Origin of the sequence: Salinibius halmophilus, from assembly GCF_003577475.1 — a bacterium.
Taxonomy (GTDB): Bacteria; Pseudomonadota; Gammaproteobacteria; order Pseudomonadales; family Natronospirillaceae; genus Salinibius; species Salinibius halmophilus.
Genome location: NZ_QPEP01000006.1, coordinates 122,818 through 139,549, shown reverse-complemented (window position 1 = coordinate 139,549; position 16,732 = coordinate 122,818). Strand labels below are relative to the sequence as shown.

Here is a 16,732-nt window from a genome sequence, read left to right as displayed (position 1 = left end):
TCGACATGACAAGAGATCAACTACGCAAACACAGCCGGCAAGCAAGACGCCAGCTTTCCCAACAAGCGCAGCATATTGCTGCCTTGCAATTAGCCACGCAATTTTCTCGAAGCCTTGCCTATCAAAAAGCCAAGACGCTCGGTTTGTACCTCTCATTTGATGGCGAAATATCAACAGCACCGTTAATTGAACAAGCTTGGCAAGACGGCAAGCAGGTCTATCTTCCTGTGGTGCCAAGGCAAGGGCGAAAAATGCGGTTTGTTAGATTTGCTGAACACACGGTGTTGATCAAGAACAAGTTTGGCATTTGGGAGCCCAAATATAGCCAACACATAAAAAGCTGGGCGATAGATATTGTGTGCATGCCATTAGTCGCCTTCGACCCGGCGGGAAATCGAATGGGCATGGGCGGCGGTTTTTACGACACGACGTTCGCCGTAAAACACCAACACGGCTTTGGGCCTAAATTAGTGGGATTTGCTCATGAGGTGCAAAAGCAAGCAACACTGCCAGTTGCAGCGTGGGATGTGCCGCTCGATGCAATTTTGACCGGCACACATCAATATGGTCGTCTTTAGCGAATGCGCGGTGCGTCTTCTGCAACCGACAGTGGCGATACAGGTTCTGCCGTTTGACTGGCATAACCAGTAATCACGACCCCTAAACCAAACACTAAAGCTAGAACGACGAGCAAATCAGGTTTCTTTTTTGTTCTCATTTTTTTAATACCATACTCAGTCAATCACAAAACCAATCAAACATGGTTCACAATCTGTTAACCATGTCACACCATTACTACACATATCGTCACAAGAAACAATGACAAATGCGTTGTGTGAACAAGCTTTTTTATTGAATTAGATCACACTTTTTGGAGTTTAATTATCCAAAAGCTGTTCTTTCGCGAGTTTTTTGGCTTGGCTGATAGTTTATGGAAAAAAAACCGCTGGTGGTCTACCCGTTACCAGCGGTTGATACGACCGATGAATGGTCGAGAAGTGTTTTACTACTGTTTATTTCAAGAACAAACGATAAACAGGATTATCCGACTCATCCCAGTAGGCATAACCGATGTTATCAAGGGTTTCGCGACATTCAGCCACCTCAGCATCTGGCACCTGTATGCCCACTAGCACCTTGCCGTAAGCTGCACCATGGTTGCGGTAGTGGAACATCGAAATATTCCAACGCTTACCCAGCTGGGTTAAGAAGTTCAGCAAAGCACCGGGGCGCTCGGGAAACTCAAAACGGAACAAGCGTTCGTTCTCGGCAGTTGAGCGGCCACCTACCATATGGCGACAATGTGACTTAGCCACTTCGTTGTCAGTCAAATCCGCAACTTGATAACCAGTCTCTTGCAGCTTTTCAATCAGTTTTTGGCGGCCATCTCCGGCTGGAATTTGCAACCCTACGAAGATATTCGCGTCATTGGCATCAGCTAAGCGGTAGTTAAACTCGGTAATTTGGCGTTTACCTATGGTGGCACAGAACTTCTTGAACGCCCCTGGGCGCTCAGGGATGGTGACAGCCAACACCGCCTCGCGCTTTTCACCTACTTCCGTACGCTCGGCGACATAACGCAACCGGTCGAAGTTCATATTGGCACCAGAACAAACGCCAACCAAGGTTTGGTCCGTACAGCCCTCGCGTTCAATGTACTTTTTAATCCCAGCAAAAGCCAAAGCACCTGCAGGCTCGGCTACCGAGCGGGTATCATCAAAAATGTCTTTAATGGCTGCACAGGTTTCATCGGCCGATACGGTGATCACTTCATCTACGTAGTCTTTGCAGATTTCCCACGTATTTTCACCAATTTGCGCCACAGCAACGCCATCGGCAAATAAACCAACCTGGTCCAAAACGCTGCGTTTGCCATCTTTGAGTGCTAACGCTAAGCAGGCCGACTCTTCATACTCAACCCCGATCACCTTGATTTCTGGGCGCACATACTTGATGTAAGCCGCCATGCCAGCAATGATGCCACCGCCACCAACGGGCACAAACACGGCATGCAACGGCTCACGCACATGGTTGAGAATTTCTAAGGCAATGGTGCCCTGCCCGGCAATCGTCATTGGGTCGTCGTAAGGGTGAATATAGGTGTAGCCATGCTTTTCCATTAACTCTCGCGAGTACGCCGCCGCTTCATCAAAGGCATCACCATGCAGCACAACTTTACCACCACGGGCGCGCACCGAGTTCACTTTGATATCAGGCGTGGTGCGAGGCATTACAATGGTCGCTTTCACGCCCAAGCGACGAGCACTTTCGGCCAAACCTTGCGCATGATTGCCAGCCGAGGCACAAATTACCCCTTTGGCTTTTTGCTCTTCGGTTAAATGGGCTAAATTATTATAGGCACCACGAATTTTGAAACTGAAAACTGGCTGTAGGTCTTCGCGCTTAATTAGAATATTATTGGCATAACGGGCAGAAAGTGAATTGGCGCGCTCAATTGGTGTTTCCACCGCCGCCTCATAGACTTTGGCGTTCAAGATTCTCTTGACGTATTGTTCAAGCATTACAGCCCCCATGCCGTATAATATGTGCAACTACAGATACGCGATTGTATCAAAGCAGCGGAGTTATCCGCAGATTTTTTTGGAGGAAGCATGACGCAAGATGAACTAAAGCAAAAAGTAGCCGAAGCGGCACTCAATGAGGTGTTGCCAAGCCTACGTGCCGACACCATCCTGGGCATTGGCACAGGCTCAACCGCCAACAAGTTCATCGACTTACTTGCCCCCCATGCGCGCGATTTTAAAGGCGCCGTTGCAAGCTCAGACGCGTCGGCTGAACGGCTGAAAGAACACGGCATTGAAGTGTTTGATTTGAATGAAGTAGGCGAAATGGAGTTCTACATTGATGGCGCCGACGAAGCCAACAAGCAGCTTGAACTAATCAAAGGCGGCGGTGCTGCCCTAACGCGCGAAAAAATTGTGGCTGAATGCTGCAAAACCTTTATCTGCATCGTGGACGACACCAAGGTTGTAGAACACCTAGGCGCCTTCCCACTGCCAGTAGAAGTCATTCCAATGGCTCGCAGCTTCGTCGCACGCGAAATTGTTAAACTGGGCGGCGAGCCAGTATGGCGCGAAGGCACAGTAACCGACAACGGCAACCACATCATCGATGTACACGGCTGGAAAGTTGAAGATGCCAAAGCCCTTGAAACGCAAATGAACGACTGGCCAGGCGTTGTGACCAATGGTCTATTTGCCCTGCGCCCTGCCGACCTACTCCTGATTGGCAGCCAAGACGGGGTTAAATCTTTGTCGGTAATCAATACGGCTTCTGATCAGGGCAACTACTACTGATCACAGCCTAAGTGCTAGCCATGAAATTATTTCAGAAAAATCATAGACTTAGCTTGACAATGCCTTAGCCGCGTGGCTTAATACGCGGCGCTTGTTGCCCAGATAGCTCAGTTGGTAGAGCAGGGGATTGAAAATCCCCGTGTCCGTGGTTCGATTCCGCGTCTGGGCACCATTTAGTTACGGCATAACAAGCATTGCCCAGATAGCTCAGTTGGTAGAGCAGGGGATTGAAAATCCCCGTGTCCGTGGTTCGATTCCGCGTCTGGGCACCATTTCAAAAACGGACACTATGTGTCCGCGCCGAGCGTCGGCCGGTTCATTCCGCGTCTGGGCACCATTAGATTCTTCAGAAAAGGCTTCGCATCGCGAGGCCTTTTTTGTTTCACGGCCACTGCTGATTCAAGTAGGTCTGTAAATAACGACGAAGTCGTTTTTGCAGACAATTCTAAGCTGATACCTATGTCCGCACCGCAACCTTGCTCCTGCGAGTTGCTCAGTACGGACATCCATGTCCGCAAGCATTCGCTTCGCGAATGACTTACAGACCTACCTCGGGCATCCATGTCGGTACCACAGTATTGCTCCTTCGAGCTACTATGTCCGCAAGCATTCGCTTCGCGAATGACTTACAGACCTACCTCGGACATCCGNGCAGAAAAAAGCCAGAAATGGCTAAGAAAGTACTGGTTCGAGCATCGGATCAGCTCATTTTTTGGATTTTTAGCAATTCATATTCGATATGCGTTGATTTGTGGGTCTTTTTAGAGGTTCCCTTAAGAGTGAACGGCGCGAACTACTCTCACCCGAACAACAAGCCATTGCCGACATGCCTGGCCCGGCTGTGCCATTAACCGATGACACGCCTGAGCCTGCTAAGCCAGAGCAGACCAATAACCGAGGCAAGGCACCTAAGCAGCGCAGCGGCAATGAAGTCAACCTGACCGGCCTTCGTTACGACAGCACTGTGCCAGTGCGTGAAGTAATCATTGAGGCCAATGAATTACAAGGCGATGAAGCAGATCAATACGAGCATGTAGGCTACAAAGAAGTCAGCCGTATTGCGCAAAAGCGCAGCGCCTATGAAATCGTCATCACCAAACGCCAAATCGTCAAACGCAAAGACAGTAATCAGCTAATCACCGCTGCTAACCCGGAGTTTGTTTTCGACAGTGCCTGTGCCGATGTCAGTTTTGCAGCAGGACTATTGGTTGATAAGTTTCAGTTTCATTTACCACTGTATCGACAGCATCAAAAGCTTAGTGCCAGTGGCATTCAGCTTAGTCGAGCAACACTCACCAATACCACCAAACGGGGTATAGAACTTCTTAGGCCTGTTGCTGCCGCGCAGCTTGCTAACATCCTCAACAGCCAAGTACTGGCCATGGATGAAACGCCCATTAAAGCAACGCGACAGCCTGGGGTAGGCAAACAACCCGGAAAAATGAAACAAGCCTATTTTTGGCCTATCTACGGGGAGCAGGATGAAGTGGCCTTCACCTTCTCCAATAGCCGCGGTATGGCCAATATTCAAGCGCTACTCGATGAAGTGTGGCAAGGCACCCTATTGACCGACGGGTATCAAGCTTATAGCAGTTATGAAGCCAAATCCGCGCAGGTAGAAAATGCTCAGTGCTGGGTGCACATGCGCAGGCAGCTGTTAAAAGCCGAGGCAGAAGAAAGCCAAGCGGTAGACAAGGCACTGAACCTGATTGCCGAGCTTTATCAACATGAAAAGCAGATTAAAGCGCGCCAACTCGTCTCTGAAAAAGCCCTGCAATACCGCGCAACACACAGCAAGCCAATCGTCGATCAATTCTTTGCATTGCTTGACTCAGAAAAGCAGCGCCCGGATTTACTGCCAGATGATACGTGGAGCAAAGCCCTTAATTATGCGCTTAAGCGAGAGCGTCAGCTGCGCGTATTCCTAAGCAACCCAGCTGTTGCCATGGACACTAATCACTTAGAAAGACAAATTCGCCCGATTCCTATGGGTAAGAAGAATTGGCTCTTCTGCTGGACAGAGCTAGGGGCTGAACATGTGGGGATTATTCAAAGCCTGATCTGCACCTGTAAGTTGCACGACATAGACCCAACGACATATCTAATCGATGTTTTACAGCGAGTGAGTCAGCATCCCGCAAAAGACGTCATCGACCTCACTCCAAGAGTGTGGAAAGAAAAGTTCGCCAGCAACCCACTCACATCACCACTGGCCTAGCAACAACGGCGTTGTTTGAACGCTTACGTTACCGAGGTAGTCGAACCTATATTTAGTCTGCTTGCCATTGGTGCTTTCCAGCACTATATTGTCAAACGCGTCGTATGCATAATTTGTTATGTTTCCATACTGATCAAGCAAAGAAACGACTCGTCCTTTACTATCGTATTCTAGCGTTGAACCAACCTCTACCGAGTCATAACTTTTATTGATACCTGCAACATTACCCATTTCGTCATATGAGTAATTAATACGATAGTTCCCGGTATCGAGTGCTCGTATCTTCCCGAGTAACCCAACCCCAGTCTCTGGGTCAATGCCTGATTCGATTGAAACTCTTCTACCATCGGGGAAGCTAAATTCAATAGGCTGACCAGCTCTGTCATAGACTGTCTCATAAACCTCTCCTTCGGCGTTTTTGCGACTAATTAGTAAACCGTTAGAGTTAAAGGAATACTGTTCAATCTCTCCTAGCTGATTTTTGGCACTTTTCACCTCTCCGCGAGAGGAGTACGCGAAGTGCACGAAATTACCCTTCTCATCGATGTACTTCTCTCTGAGCCCTGCGCGAGAATACTCGATTGAAACTGATTCAAGTTCGGCATTTGTCCTCGCAGTCACATTGCCGTAGGCATCATATGAAAAGGAGGTAATATTTCCTTCGCCATCTTCTATTGATCGTGGGTTTCCCAGAGCATTATAGTCCGAAAACTTAGCCTTCAGTGTGTTACTAATTTTATGGGTCAACACATTACCAAAGTTATCGTACGAAAAATTACTAATCTGCTTACCATCGGCTCCCGATATAGTGACTAGAATTGGATTATTATGCTGATCGTATTCGTAGGTTGTTACTCTTTCTTCTGGCAACCCTTTGGCTTCAGCCATTTTGATAACCATTAATGAATCGTTGTACCAATATTCTGTCGTAATACCTAGTTGATCAACATATCGCTTCACCAAGTCAGTGCCAGGAATGTACTGCCAAGTTTCCTTTGACCCATCTGGGTAAGTGATGGAAGTAGCCTTGTTATATTCATTAAATTTGGTTACGGAAAGTTCACCTTGTGCATTGACATTTAATAAAGTGTCATCATTTCGACCCTGAGAAAACAGTAATTGTCCTCCAACGTAGACCTCAGACGGTGAACCATCACTAGCATATAGTACCGTACGATTTATGCCCTGCTCTCGGAGCTCGCTTACAGCGTAGCGCCCTTGACTGCTATTGTATTGGTAGTTGTAGCGAGTAATGTCACCATTAACAGTCACTTTACTAACAACGACTTGCTCAGGTATCAGATCGACCACCTCAATTACTCTCAATGGGCCACTGCTAACATACTGTACTGTTTTAACACCGGTATCAGGATCAGCAGACCTACCTCGGACATCCAGGTCCGCACCGCAACCTTGCTCCTGTGAGCTACTATGTCCGCAAGCATTCGCTTCGCGAATGACTTACAGACCTACCTCGGACATCCGTGTCTGCAACGCAACCTTGCTCCTGTGAGTTGCTCAGTACGGACATCCATGTCCGCAAGCATTCGCTGCGCGAATGACTTACGGACCTACTCCACATTTGCTTCGCGAAAACTCAATAATTTCATCTTTGCAAAACCAAAAATTGTCCTGTCTTTTTTACAATTAACCCGCCAAGGAGATTTTCTTCCATGAGAATAAAGGTGCAATTCGTGAGAAAATAATGAATCTTTTCTTTCGATTTTATAAACATCCCCCCAGGATATGGACTCCTTGTAAAATATCATACGATCTGTGACACCGCTCCCATCAACAACGGTATATAGACGCTTTCCGGCCAAGAAGACTAGAGTCAAGAACCCTATAACAAGCCAGCTTCTCAGCTCATAGTTCTCATACCAAAAACTACCTATTTGATACTCCCAAACTACCATCGGCGCCTTATGCACTAAAACAATCCAAGCATGATAACCAACTAAGGCATACACAACAGCATCAAAAATAGTTAAGTAGTAAATTATTTTCTTCATATAATCCCTCTAAGCTGAATGAATTTATTTATCATTTCACTGACATTAACGCTCTCTAATACCCAACTTAGTTAGCTCACGACAGAAAGACTTCGCAAAAAAAATGTTAACCGATACCCGTACAGCTCCGAATTTATCTAGCAGCCTAACGCCACCCAAAACCATATTGGTTTTACGTCTGGAAATATCACTAACATCAATACATTCCCTTTTAAAAAGCGCGTGATTTAATTCTATGCATTCTTTTCGAGCACAAACAATAACGGGCCTGTTATAAAGAAAATATATAACTGCACCAACGCATGCTATTGTGGTCCAAAACTCAACCCACTCTACCCTTTCAGGTGTAATCGGCTCCTGTGGAATACTAGGGGCTGGAGAAGCCACTACGTCAAAGTACCAAAATGCGATAAAAAAAGGACAAAAAAATCAAACAAGTGAAAGTAAACAAGATACTTTTTCATTAACTACTTCCTTATAAGTTTGAATAAACATTTAGTTCCTAATCTAGACTGCCGAGGGCAAGTCCGTTTTGGTTTACGCAACAGGATAACGCAGAAATATAAATAACAACTATATGGTTTTTGTAGACAAATCTAATCACAAACCATATTCAACGATGCTTGCTTATGCCGCAGGGCATGCGTGTCTGCACCGCAATCTTGCTCCTGCGAGTTGCTCAGTACGGACATCCATGTCCGCAAGCATTCGCTGCGCGAATGACTTACAGACCTACCTCGGGCATCCATGTACGCTAGTTCAAGAACCACCCTAGCAATCCTGTGCTAGCCTGTCATATGACTGTCATCAAGCAAGGAACGCATATGCCACTCGCTACTACTTATTGCCGTGCTAGCCATGGTTTAGATGCGCCTTTGGTTACGATCGAAGCGCATTTATCTAACGGTTTGCCAAGTTTCACGCTGGTGGGTTTGCCAGAGACCGCGCTGAAAGAATCGAAGGAGCGCGTGCGCTCGGCGGTGCAGAATATGGGGTTTGAGTGGCCAAATAATCAGCGTATCACCATTAATTTGGCACCGGCGGATTTACCCAAATCTGGTGGTCGCTATGATTTAGCCATTGCGATGGCCATTTTAATTGCTACCGAGCAATGCGACGACCCTGGTGAAGACGTTGAGTTTGCCGCCGAACTGGCGTTATCGGGTGAGTTGCGTGGCATTCAAGGCATTTTGCCCATTGCCATGGCGGCACAAGCGCAAAACCATCATCTATTAGTTGCCAAAGATAACGCCGAAGAAGCGAGCCTAGCCAAACAAGCGGCGGTGTTTTATGCCAAAACACTAGTCGAAGTGGTGGCAAGCATCAATCAAGCACAAGCACTTCCCAAAGCTGTACCCGGTGAAGACACTCCCCTGCCCGCTTATTTAGATTTATCCGATGTAAAAGGCCAGCCGATGGCCCGCTTAGCACTGGAGGTTGCCGCCAGCGCTCGCCATAATTTACTTTTATTTGGTCCGCCAGGTACCGGCAAGAGTATGCTAGCGCATCGTCTTGTAGGATTATTGCCACCATTAACTGAGCAGGAAGCCCTGCAAGTGGCAGCCCTTTATTCATTGGCTGGTAAGCAACGCCCTACCTGGGGAGAGCGGCCCGTGCGTTCACCGCATCACACAGCCTCTGGGGTGGCGTTAGTTGGTGGTGGTTCTAATCCCAAGCCCGGTGAAATATCGCTAGCCCATCAAGGGGTGTTGTTTCTTGATGAGCTGCCAGAGTTTAGCCGTCATGTGTTAGATGTATTGCGCCAACCACTAGAAAATGGCGAGGTTGATATTGCCAGAGCCAGCCAACAAGTGCGCTTTCCAGCCAATTTTCAACTAATTGCCGCCATGAACCCAAGCCCAGAAGGCAGCAAGCATACGCATGACCCACAAGCGATGCGCAAGTACTTAAGCCGAGTCTCGGGCCCATTTCTTGACCGAATCGATCTCCACATAGAAGTCGATCGGGTGCCACCTGATGAACTACTATCGAGCGACTCGGGCGAGTCGACCGCTGCCGTCCGTATAAGGGTTTTATCCGCCTACGAAAAACAAATGAGCCGTCAAGGCTGCACGAATGCAAACTTAGCTGGCAAGGCGCTGCAGCAAGCTTGCCCGCTTCCAAAAGCGGAACGGGACTTTCTTGAGCAGGTTATCCATCGGCTAAAGCTGTCAGCTCGGGCCTATCACCGACTACTACGTGTGGCCCGCACGTTAGCAGACCTAGCAAACTGCCAAAGTATTGACCGCAGCCATTTAACCCAAGCAATTAGTTTACGACAGCTTGAGCGATTGCTTGCCAACGACTAGGGTTAATAGGCAACCATTTGGGTTAGGCGGGTGATTCATGAGCTTCAAGTCGGTATTGCTAGTTGAGGACAGCGAGCAATTTGGCAAACAAATTAAACGCACCATCGAGGTAACACTGCAAGCACAGGTGTTTTGGTGCAAAAACGACGCCGAACTAGAAACGGCACTATTTGATCCAAGCATTTCGTTCAATCTTGCGATCTGCGACTACCACCTCCCTGATGCTCCTGAGGGCGAAGCAATTATTCGCTTGCGACAGGCTGGCTTATTAACGCTAGTAGTAACCGGCAAGGATGATGAGCAAACTCGGCAAGATATATGGAAGCTAGGCGTATCGGATTATTTTCACAAAGGCGAGACAACCATTTTTCAAGACGTTGCCAGTGCTTGTCGTCGACTCAGCCAAAACCGCAAAAGCAAGGTGCTTATTGTTGATGACTCCAAGGTTGCCTGCCAAGTGTTTAGCACGTTATTGAAACTGCAAAACTACCAAGTGGATGTAGTTCACAGCGGCGAAGAGGCCTTAACAAAACTGACCGGCAGCACTGACTACGATTTACTGCTGACAGACTACAATATGCAGGGCATGACGGGGGCAGAGTTGTGCAAAGAATTGCGCCGCCAACCACGATTCTCCGACTTGGCAATCATTGGCATTTCGTCGGCCGATACGCCATTAATGGCAGCACGCTTTCTAAAAAGCGGTGCCAATGACTTTATTGTAAAACAGAGCTACATCCTAGAAGAGTTTTTTGTGCGGGTTCAGCGCAATATAGAAATGACCAAACTCATTCGCTCGGTGCGTGCTGCGGCCACCACAGACTATCTCACCAATTTAAAAAATCGCCGCGCCCTGTTCTCTGACACCAAGCCATGGTTTCGTACGCAAACGCTGGCTGTTGCGGTGATTGATATCGACCATTTCAAACTCATTAATGACGAATACGGCCATCAAGCGGGTGACTGGGTGTTGCAACACCTTGCGGAAGTGCTCGAAGAACACTCTCCAGATGGTGCCATGGTGGCCCGTTTGGGTGGCGAAGAATTTTGCATTGTATTTGGTGATGAGCACGACCCAGACGAAACACTAGAAAACCTACGAGTTGAAATTGCTCAGCCGTTAATGCCACCAAGCGATGCTTTCCCAGAAAAGATTACCGCTAGCATTGGCTACGTATTTGGTAAGCTCAACAGCCTAGATGACGCCATTCGTGACGCTGACAGACTGTTGTACCAAGCCAAAAATGAAGGCAGAAATTGCATTCGCGGCGAGTACTCGCACCCGCAAGCAGACCCGGTTTAAACGCCTACAAAACACTATATTTTTGTCATTTTATCTTACGCATAGCTGGGGTAGACTGCGCCTCCATTGGAGGATTGCATGCCACAGTTAAACGCTCGCCAACAACAAGCTCGTGACTACATTCATGGCCCATTATTGGTGCTGGCAGGTGCAGGCTCGGGCAAAACTAGTGTCATTACCCAAAAGATTGCCCACCTTATTGCTAATTGTGGTTATAAAGCATCACAGGTTGCAGCGGTTACCTTCACTAACAAAGCCGCTCGCGAAATGAAAGAGCGCGTAGGCAAGTTGCTTAAGCAGCAAGGCTTGGTATCGCGTGGTTTAACCATTTCTACGTTTCACAATTTAGGCCTAAACCTTATTCGTCGTGAAGTGGCTCATACACGTTTGCGCCCAGGTTTCACGCTATTTGATCAGCAAGATGCCGTGCAGCTCATTAAAGACATCTTGCATCGTGAAATGCCCAACGAAGTCGACCAAGCTGGCTTTATTCAAGGCCTTATTTCCAACTGGAAAAACGACATGATCAAGCCAGCGGAGCTGCAAGGCAAGCTTGATGAACCTTATGATGTGTTAGCAGCGGCTTGTTACGCCGAGTATGAAGAAATGCTTGCCGCTTATAATGCTGTCGACTTCGATGACCTAATTAATCTACCGGTTGAGCTACTGCGCGATAACGAAGCAGTGCGCACCCGGGTGCAGCGGCGCATTCGCTATTTGTTGGTAGACGAATATCAAGATACCAATATTTCACAGTACGAATTGGTGCGCCTGATTGTTGGGGATCAACCACGCTTCACTGTCGTTGGCGACGACGACCAGTCAATTTATGCTTGGCGTGGCGCGCGCCCTGAAAACTTGGTGAAATTGCAAAGCGATTTTCCAAGTTTAGAAGTAGTAAAACTAGAGCAAAACTATCGCTCGACGGCGCGCATCCTAAAAGCTGCCAACGTGGTGATTGACCATAACCCACACGTGTTTGAGAAAAAGTTGTGGAGTGAAATGGGCATGGGCGACAAGATTCGCATTGTGCGCACCCGCAATGATGAGCACGAGCTGGACACTATAGTGAATGACCTGCAGCACCAGAAAGCCCTGCGGCGCTGCGACTTTCGCGATTTTGCTATTTTGTATCGTGGCAACCACCAATCTCGCATGCTCGAGATCAAATTACAGCAAGCAGGCATTCCCTACAAAATGACTGGCGGCCAATCGTTTTTTGGCCGGGCTGAAATTAAGGACATGCTCAGTTACCTGCGCATATTGGTGAACCCAGATGATAACGCCGCTTTGCTGCGGGTGATCAATACACCTAGGCGCGAAATTGGTGCAAAAACTCTGGCTAGCTTAAACGAGTATGCCGAGCGCTATGATCTGAGCCTGTTTAGCGCATGTCAGGAGCAAGCCATTCAAAGTGCATTAGGTAGTCGTGCGGGCTCTAGAATTGCCCAGTTCGCTGATTGGATTAGCGATTTGCAGCAGCGTTTGCACCATAGTGATCAGCCCGTGCGCGTGTTGAAAGACATGCTGCAAGAAATGGACTACGGCGGCCACTTAGCACAAGACTCTACTAGTGCAGCAGCAAGCGAGAAGCGCTTAGCCAACGTGATGACCCTGTTTGATTCACTCGAGCAAGCCATGCAGCCAGAGGATGATGAAAGCAGCGAAGAGTTGCTTAACGATGCCGTGAGCAAACTGATGCTGCGCGACATTATGGAACGCCAAGAAGAGGAAGAAGACGATTTTGATGCAGTGCATCTGATGACCCTGCATGCATCAAAAGGCTTGGAGTTCCCGCACGTTTATATGATGGGACTTGAAGAAGATATTCTACCGCACCGCAATAGCATTGAAGCCGACACCGTTGAGGAAGAGCGCCGGTTAATGTACGTAGGTATTACCCGCGCCCAGCGCTCACTAGTGCTCACATTTGCCTCGCAACGCAAACAGTTTGGTGAAGTACTCGACAGTGAACCGAGTCGTTTTCTCGACGAACTGCCGCAAGAGGATGTTGAATGGCAAGGTGGTGGCAAGTCTTACGACAACGAGGCTGAAACCAAAGCCATTGGCAGTGCTACCTTTGCAGCATTACTGGCAGACGATTAATAACACAAGGCCGACAACAGCCGCTCGGTTGCTAGCTGGCCTTGTTGCCAGGCTTGCAACGCCTCATTCGGCGCATACCTTAACTGCCCCAATGACTCAGGCTTACCGCGCAGCATTAAATAACGCGCGTCGCGCTTAGGGCGGCGAAACCAGGCGCCCTGTTGCGGCACTACGTGCTGGCCTTGCAGCCACACTAAGCGCCAACGATAATCACTTTCTTGCACCACACTACTTGTGGTCGCGCGCACATCCTCAACAGCCAACCCAGACAATTGCGACATCAACTGCCGCCATCGTGGTGCATGGCCTCGCACACCCTCTAGCCATGCCAAATGATGAGCATATTCATGGCAAATGGTTTCGTATACCGCTTCAGCACTGTCATTCAATAAATGCCGTGTAGATATTTCTATCACCTTACGCCTTGGCATGTAGCGCCCAAGCGTACTGCGCAAGCGTGGGTTTAAGCGCCAGGCGACGTCTGGGCACAAGGCTTGATAAAAAGCGAGCCAATGAGCACGCGGCAAATCTGGTTTGGCGAGCTTAGTTGCCACGCATACTCCACTGCGCTATTTGCTGAGCCGCATATTTACCCGATAACCAAGCGCCTTCAACACGCCCACCCTGCAACCAATCTCCCGCTAGTGCAAGGCCACAACTAGCATTAAAGCTTGCATCGATGCGCGGCGCATCGGGAACCGGTTTGGCATAGCGCCACCGGTGCACGGTTGTGCTCAACAAACTAAGGTCGTGCACAGAGAAGATCTCCGATAACCATTGCACAGCATGGTCTAGCAATTCATCGGCGGGCTTGTCGTAATTGGCTTTTGACCAAGCAGGCGAGCAGTGCAATAGCCAATAATCATGTTGATGATTGCGATGTGGTTTACTGCTATCACGTGCAACCCAATTAAGTGGATGCTCTTTAATAAAAACAGCATCCACTTTGGCAGTGATTGGCTGTGCGAGTTGTAACCCTATTGCCAAGCAAGGCGACATGACGGACTGCATTTCGTGCAAAATAGGTTCATGGGGGAATAATTCGAGTGCTTGCTCAGGTGGCAAGGTCGACACCAGTGCGTCAAACTCTCCCAAGGCGCCTAGCTGCCACTTGCCAGACTCAAATGCGACCTGCTCAATCTTGAAATTCAGCTCAACATTTATGCCAGACAGCATATATTTAATGGGGGCATTCATTGCTGGGCGGCCAACATAACGAACTTGATCGTCTGGTGAGTGCGTTAATCCAGTCGCCGCGCTATACGTGGCGATACTAGGCTGCCAAGCAGCAACCGCACCCTTACTTAGCCAGGTATCAACTTGGGCAATAAACGCATTGTCGCGAGCGGTAAAATACTGAGCACCTAAATCAAACTGGCCTTCTAGCATGCGCCGGGTTGACATTCGGCCACCCACACCGCGTGACTTATCGATAACAGTTACCTGATGCCCTGCTTGTTTTAGGTGCATTGCTGCACTAGCGCCTGCCATCCCTGCCCCTAATACTGCAACTCTCATCGTATCCCCTCAGAACAAACAAAAAAGGCCCCAGTATTGGAGCCTTTTAGAACTGGTGTTAGCCAACTGTGCAGCCGCTGTTTATTGGCTTTCGGCTACCATGTACTCCACCGCATTAGCAATGTCGTCTTCATCACAGTCAGCACAACCACCCATTGCTGGCATGGCATTAAACCCTTCTACCGCATGGCGTACTAGTGTTTCTAGGCCTTGCTCAATTCGTGGTGCCCATTGTTCGGCATTGCCCAAAATGGGTGCACCCAACGTGCCATTGCCGTGACAAGCGAAACAGGCATTTTGATACACTTCATCGCCAGTCATTGGACCAGAGGCCACCATTGCAGCTGAGCCACAACTATCGTCGGCGCAAACTTCGCCGGCTTTTTGCAAACGCTCAATTAGTGCTGTGTGATCATCGTCTGTTGCTGCATATGCTGCGGTGCCCAAACCAAACAGCGCTACTAAAGCTATTAGCAGTTTTACTCGCATTCTGCCCTACCTCATTTTATAAAAACTTCTGCCGAGGTTTAGTATATCCAACTATCGATACGGCAGAAACATAGAATTAGACTAACACGTCAATTATCGCTTTGATCTGCTGTGTGAACTGCCGGCAGTCGCAACACAACCTTAAGCCCAGGGTTAGCATCTGCCAAGCGCAGATCCACGCCATGTAAATCGGCAACCACTTTCACTAGCGATAAGCCTAAACCATTGCCCGAAGACCCTCTGTGGCTTTCCATACGGTAAAACCGGTCGAATACTTTTCCACGCTCTGCCTCTGGCACGCCTGGTCCAGAATCTATAACGGCCAACTCCCAATAGCCGCCCACTTGCGTGAGTGACAGTGATATGGCCCCTTGCGAGGGCGTGTACTTCAATGCGTTATCAACTAGGTTAGCGATCACCTGGAACCAAAGGTCGACATCCCCATTCATGTAGAGTGGTGTTTGAGGCACCATCAACAACAGCGTTTGCTGATTTTCTTCTGCTACCGGCTCGTAAAACTCTTCAATGTCGGCAAGTAACTGGGTGATACAAAAACGTTCACGTTTTACTCGCACACTGCCCGACTCTAAGCGCGACAGACGCAGCAGCCCGTTAAAAATCGCAAGCAAGCGATCTGCTTCACGTATGGCATCGTTAACACTATCATCCGCTACTTCATCAGACTGGCGCTGAATACTTTCGAGCATGGTGCGCAAGCGAGTTAGTGGGGTTTTTAAATCATGCGCTATATTGTCCGATACCTGATGAATGCCCGCCATTAACCGTTGAATTTGCGCCAGCATGGCGTTAATTTGTGATGCCAACTTGTCAAAATCATCGTTGCGCGATGACACGGGCACCCGCTGCGATAGGTCGCCTTGCATAATGTCTTGGCAGGTTTGATTGACAATCGAAATGCGCAGCAACGTCGTTCGCGTCAGCACCAAAGAACCAAACACGGCCAGAATTAGGGTTAACAGCAAGCCAACCGTTAACGCAAACCTAGAAGCCGAATCCACTCGCTCTAGGTAATCTGCGTCAAGTCCAACACGTACCCGGGTGCCATCATCTAATACGATTTCTTTCCAACCCAACAAACCTTTGTAGTCTTTGTAGTCAATCTCTACTAAGTGCAAGGTTTCGGTTGAGTACGGCCGCTCGGGCTGGGCAGCTAGATTGCCTTGCCAGATATCTTTTTGTTTGGGTAACTCGTAAGTCTCGGTGCCGGCTGGCGTCACAATTTGCACAATTCTATGACTGCGTGATTGATACCAGCGGTCTAATCCTACTTCAATAGGCTCCCCAGCCGACAACTGAGTTTGCAATGCCGACAGCTCGGCGTCCAAACGCTGCTCCATATCGAGCAACAGGGTTGAGCGGATGACTAGATAAAGCAAAACAAGGAGTGCAGCGACTGCACCCCATATCATGCCTATGATCGTTATCGCAAAGCGAAAACT

General features: G+C 48.6%; 14 protein-coding genes and 2 tRNA genes. 8 read left to right on the top strand and 8 right to left on the bottom strand.

Features of this window, described 5'->3' with window-relative positions:
* Positions 1 to 5 precede the first annotated feature (5 nt).
* Entirely contained in the window at positions 6 to 578 is a 573-nt protein-coding gene (locus tag DUW71_RS08485) for a 5-formyltetrahydrofolate cyclo-ligase (protein ID WP_119394922.1), read from the top strand.
* Here the strand turns inward: DUW71_RS08485 and DUW71_RS17570 are convergent.
* Positions 575 to 718 carry a hypothetical protein gene (locus tag DUW71_RS17570; protein WP_158583942.1) on the bottom strand — a complete coding sequence of 48 codons (144 nt, stop codon included), beginning with the start codon at positions 716 to 718 and terminating at the stop codon, positions 575 to 577. The two genes, DUW71_RS08485 and DUW71_RS17570, sit on opposite strands and share 4 nt — an antisense overlap.
* Before the next feature lie 295 nt (positions 719 to 1,013).
* The gene (gene ilvA / locus DUW71_RS08480; RefSeq protein WP_119394817.1) at positions 1,014 to 2,522 is read right to left on the bottom strand and encodes a threonine ammonia-lyase, biosynthetic; all 1,509 of its coding nucleotides are present in this window, start codon (positions 2,520 to 2,522) and stop codon (positions 1,014 to 1,016) included.
* A 90-nt stretch (positions 2,523 to 2,612) separates the two neighbouring features.
* Here ilvA and rpiA point away from each other — a divergent pair, with 90 nt between their 5' ends.
* From rpiA to tnpC, 4 genes are all read left to right on the top strand, one after another.
* Complete coding sequence (rpiA, locus tag DUW71_RS08475) at positions 2,613 to 3,317, top strand: ribose-5-phosphate isomerase RpiA (RefSeq protein ID WP_119394816.1); 705 nt, start codon at positions 2,613 to 2,615, stop codon at positions 3,315 to 3,317.
* A 96-nt stretch (positions 3,318 to 3,413) separates the two neighbouring features.
* Positions 3,414 to 3,489 (top strand) — tRNA-Phe (locus tag DUW71_RS08470).
* Positions 3,490 to 3,513: 24 nt separating this feature from the next.
* A tRNA-Phe gene (locus DUW71_RS08465) sits at positions 3,514 to 3,589 on the top strand.
* A gap of 554 nt (positions 3,590 to 4,143) precedes the next feature.
* On the top strand, positions 4,144 to 5,535 hold the full coding sequence (gene tnpC, locus DUW71_RS08455) for an IS66 family transposase (protein WP_119394814.1): 1,392 nt from the start codon (positions 4,144 to 4,146) through the stop codon (positions 5,533 to 5,535).
* Here the strand turns inward: tnpC and DUW71_RS08450 are convergent.
* Both DUW71_RS08450 and DUW71_RS08445 read right to left on the bottom strand, forming a co-directional pair.
* Positions 5,521 to 6,861 carry an RHS repeat protein gene (locus DUW71_RS08450; protein ID WP_119394813.1) on the bottom strand — a complete coding sequence of 447 codons (1,341 nt, stop codon included), beginning with the start codon at positions 6,859 to 6,861 and terminating at the stop codon, positions 5,521 to 5,523. The genes tnpC and DUW71_RS08450 overlap by 15 nt on opposite strands.
* A gap of 245 nt (positions 6,862 to 7,106) precedes the next feature.
* Positions 7,107 to 7,547 (bottom strand): hypothetical protein, encoded by a 441-nt coding sequence (locus DUW71_RS08445; protein ID WP_119394812.1) that lies wholly within the window; start codon positions 7,545 to 7,547, stop codon positions 7,107 to 7,109.
* An 824-nt stretch (positions 7,548 to 8,371) separates the two neighbouring features.
* Here DUW71_RS08445 and DUW71_RS08440 point away from each other — a divergent pair.
* From DUW71_RS08440 to DUW71_RS08430, 3 genes are all read left to right on the top strand, one after another.
* Positions 8,372 to 9,856: a YifB family Mg chelatase-like AAA ATPase gene (locus DUW71_RS08440; protein WP_119394811.1), complete on the top strand. Its 1,485-nt coding sequence runs from the start codon at positions 8,372 to 8,374 to the stop codon at positions 9,854 to 9,856.
* 37 nt (positions 9,857 to 9,893) lie between these two features.
* Positions 9,894 to 11,159: a diguanylate cyclase domain-containing protein gene (locus DUW71_RS08435; RefSeq protein WP_119394810.1), complete on the top strand. Its 1,266-nt coding sequence runs from the start codon at positions 9,894 to 9,896 to the stop codon at positions 11,157 to 11,159.
* Between the two features lie 78 nt (positions 11,160 to 11,237).
* Positions 11,238 to 13,265 carry a UvrD-helicase domain-containing protein gene (locus DUW71_RS08430; protein ID WP_119394809.1) on the top strand — a complete coding sequence of 676 codons (2,028 nt, stop codon included), beginning with the start codon at positions 11,238 to 11,240 and terminating at the stop codon, positions 13,263 to 13,265.
* On the opposite strand, the gene DUW71_RS08425 is transcribed toward DUW71_RS08430, so the two are convergent.
* The 4 genes from DUW71_RS08425 to DUW71_RS08410 all read right to left on the bottom strand — a co-directional run bounded on the left by DUW71_RS08425 (position 13,262) and on the right by DUW71_RS08410 (position 16,702).
* Positions 13,262 to 13,819, bottom strand: coding sequence for a SprT-like domain-containing protein (locus DUW71_RS08425; protein WP_119394808.1), 558 nt, complete (start codon positions 13,817 to 13,819; stop codon positions 13,262 to 13,264). The two genes, DUW71_RS08430 and DUW71_RS08425, sit on opposite strands and share 4 nt — an antisense overlap.
* On the bottom strand, positions 13,809 to 14,783 hold the full coding sequence (locus DUW71_RS08420) for an NAD(P)/FAD-dependent oxidoreductase (RefSeq protein WP_119394807.1): 975 nt from the start codon (positions 14,781 to 14,783) through the stop codon (positions 13,809 to 13,811). Before DUW71_RS08420 ends, DUW71_RS08425 begins: the two co-directional genes overlap by 11 nt.
* Before the next feature lie 81 nt (positions 14,784 to 14,864).
* Positions 14,865 to 15,272 (bottom strand): c-type cytochrome, encoded by a 408-nt coding sequence (locus DUW71_RS08415; RefSeq protein WP_119394806.1) that lies wholly within the window; start codon positions 15,270 to 15,272, stop codon positions 14,865 to 14,867.
* Between the two features lie 89 nt (positions 15,273 to 15,361).
* Positions 15,362 to 16,702, bottom strand: coding sequence for a sensor histidine kinase (locus tag DUW71_RS08410; RefSeq protein ID WP_158583940.1), 1,341 nt, complete (start codon positions 16,700 to 16,702; stop codon positions 15,362 to 15,364).
* Positions 16,703 to 16,732 lie beyond the last annotated feature (30 nt).

Coding starts and splice junctions, on each gene's coding strand:
- DUW71_RS08485 (WP_119394922.1), top strand. CDS start 6: ATGACAAGAGATCAACTACGCAAACACAGCCGGCAAGCAAGACGCCAG.
- DUW71_RS17570 (WP_158583942.1), bottom strand. CDS start 718: ATGAGAACAAAAAAGAAACCTGATTTGCTCGTCGTTCTAGCTTTAGTG.
- ilvA (WP_119394817.1), bottom strand. CDS start 2,522: ATGCTTGAACAATACGTCAAGAGAATCTTGAACGCCAAAGTCTATGAG.
- rpiA (WP_119394816.1), top strand. CDS start 2,613: ATGACGCAAGATGAACTAAAGCAAAAAGTAGCCGAAGCGGCACTCAAT.
- tnpC (WP_119394814.1), top strand. CDS start 4,144: ATGCCTGGCCCGGCTGTGCCATTAACCGATGACACGCCTGAGCCTGCT.
- DUW71_RS08445 (WP_119394812.1), bottom strand. CDS start 7,547: ATGAAGAAAATAATTTACTACTTAACTATTTTTGATGCTGTTGTGTAT.
- DUW71_RS08440 (WP_119394811.1), top strand. CDS start 8,372: ATGCCACTCGCTACTACTTATTGCCGTGCTAGCCATGGTTTAGATGCG.
- DUW71_RS08435 (WP_119394810.1), top strand. CDS start 9,894: ATGAGCTTCAAGTCGGTATTGCTAGTTGAGGACAGCGAGCAATTTGGC.
- DUW71_RS08430 (WP_119394809.1), top strand. CDS start 11,238: ATGCCACAGTTAAACGCTCGCCAACAACAAGCTCGTGACTACATTCAT.
- DUW71_RS08420 (WP_119394807.1), bottom strand. CDS start 14,783: ATGAGAGTTGCAGTATTAGGGGCAGGGATGGCAGGCGCTAGTGCAGCA.
- DUW71_RS08415 (WP_119394806.1), bottom strand. CDS start 15,272: ATGCGAGTAAAACTGCTAATAGCTTTAGTAGCGCTGTTTGGTTTGGGC.
- DUW71_RS08410 (WP_158583940.1), bottom strand. CDS start 16,702: ATGATATGGGGTGCAGTCGCTGCACTCCTTGTTTTGCTTTATCTAGTC.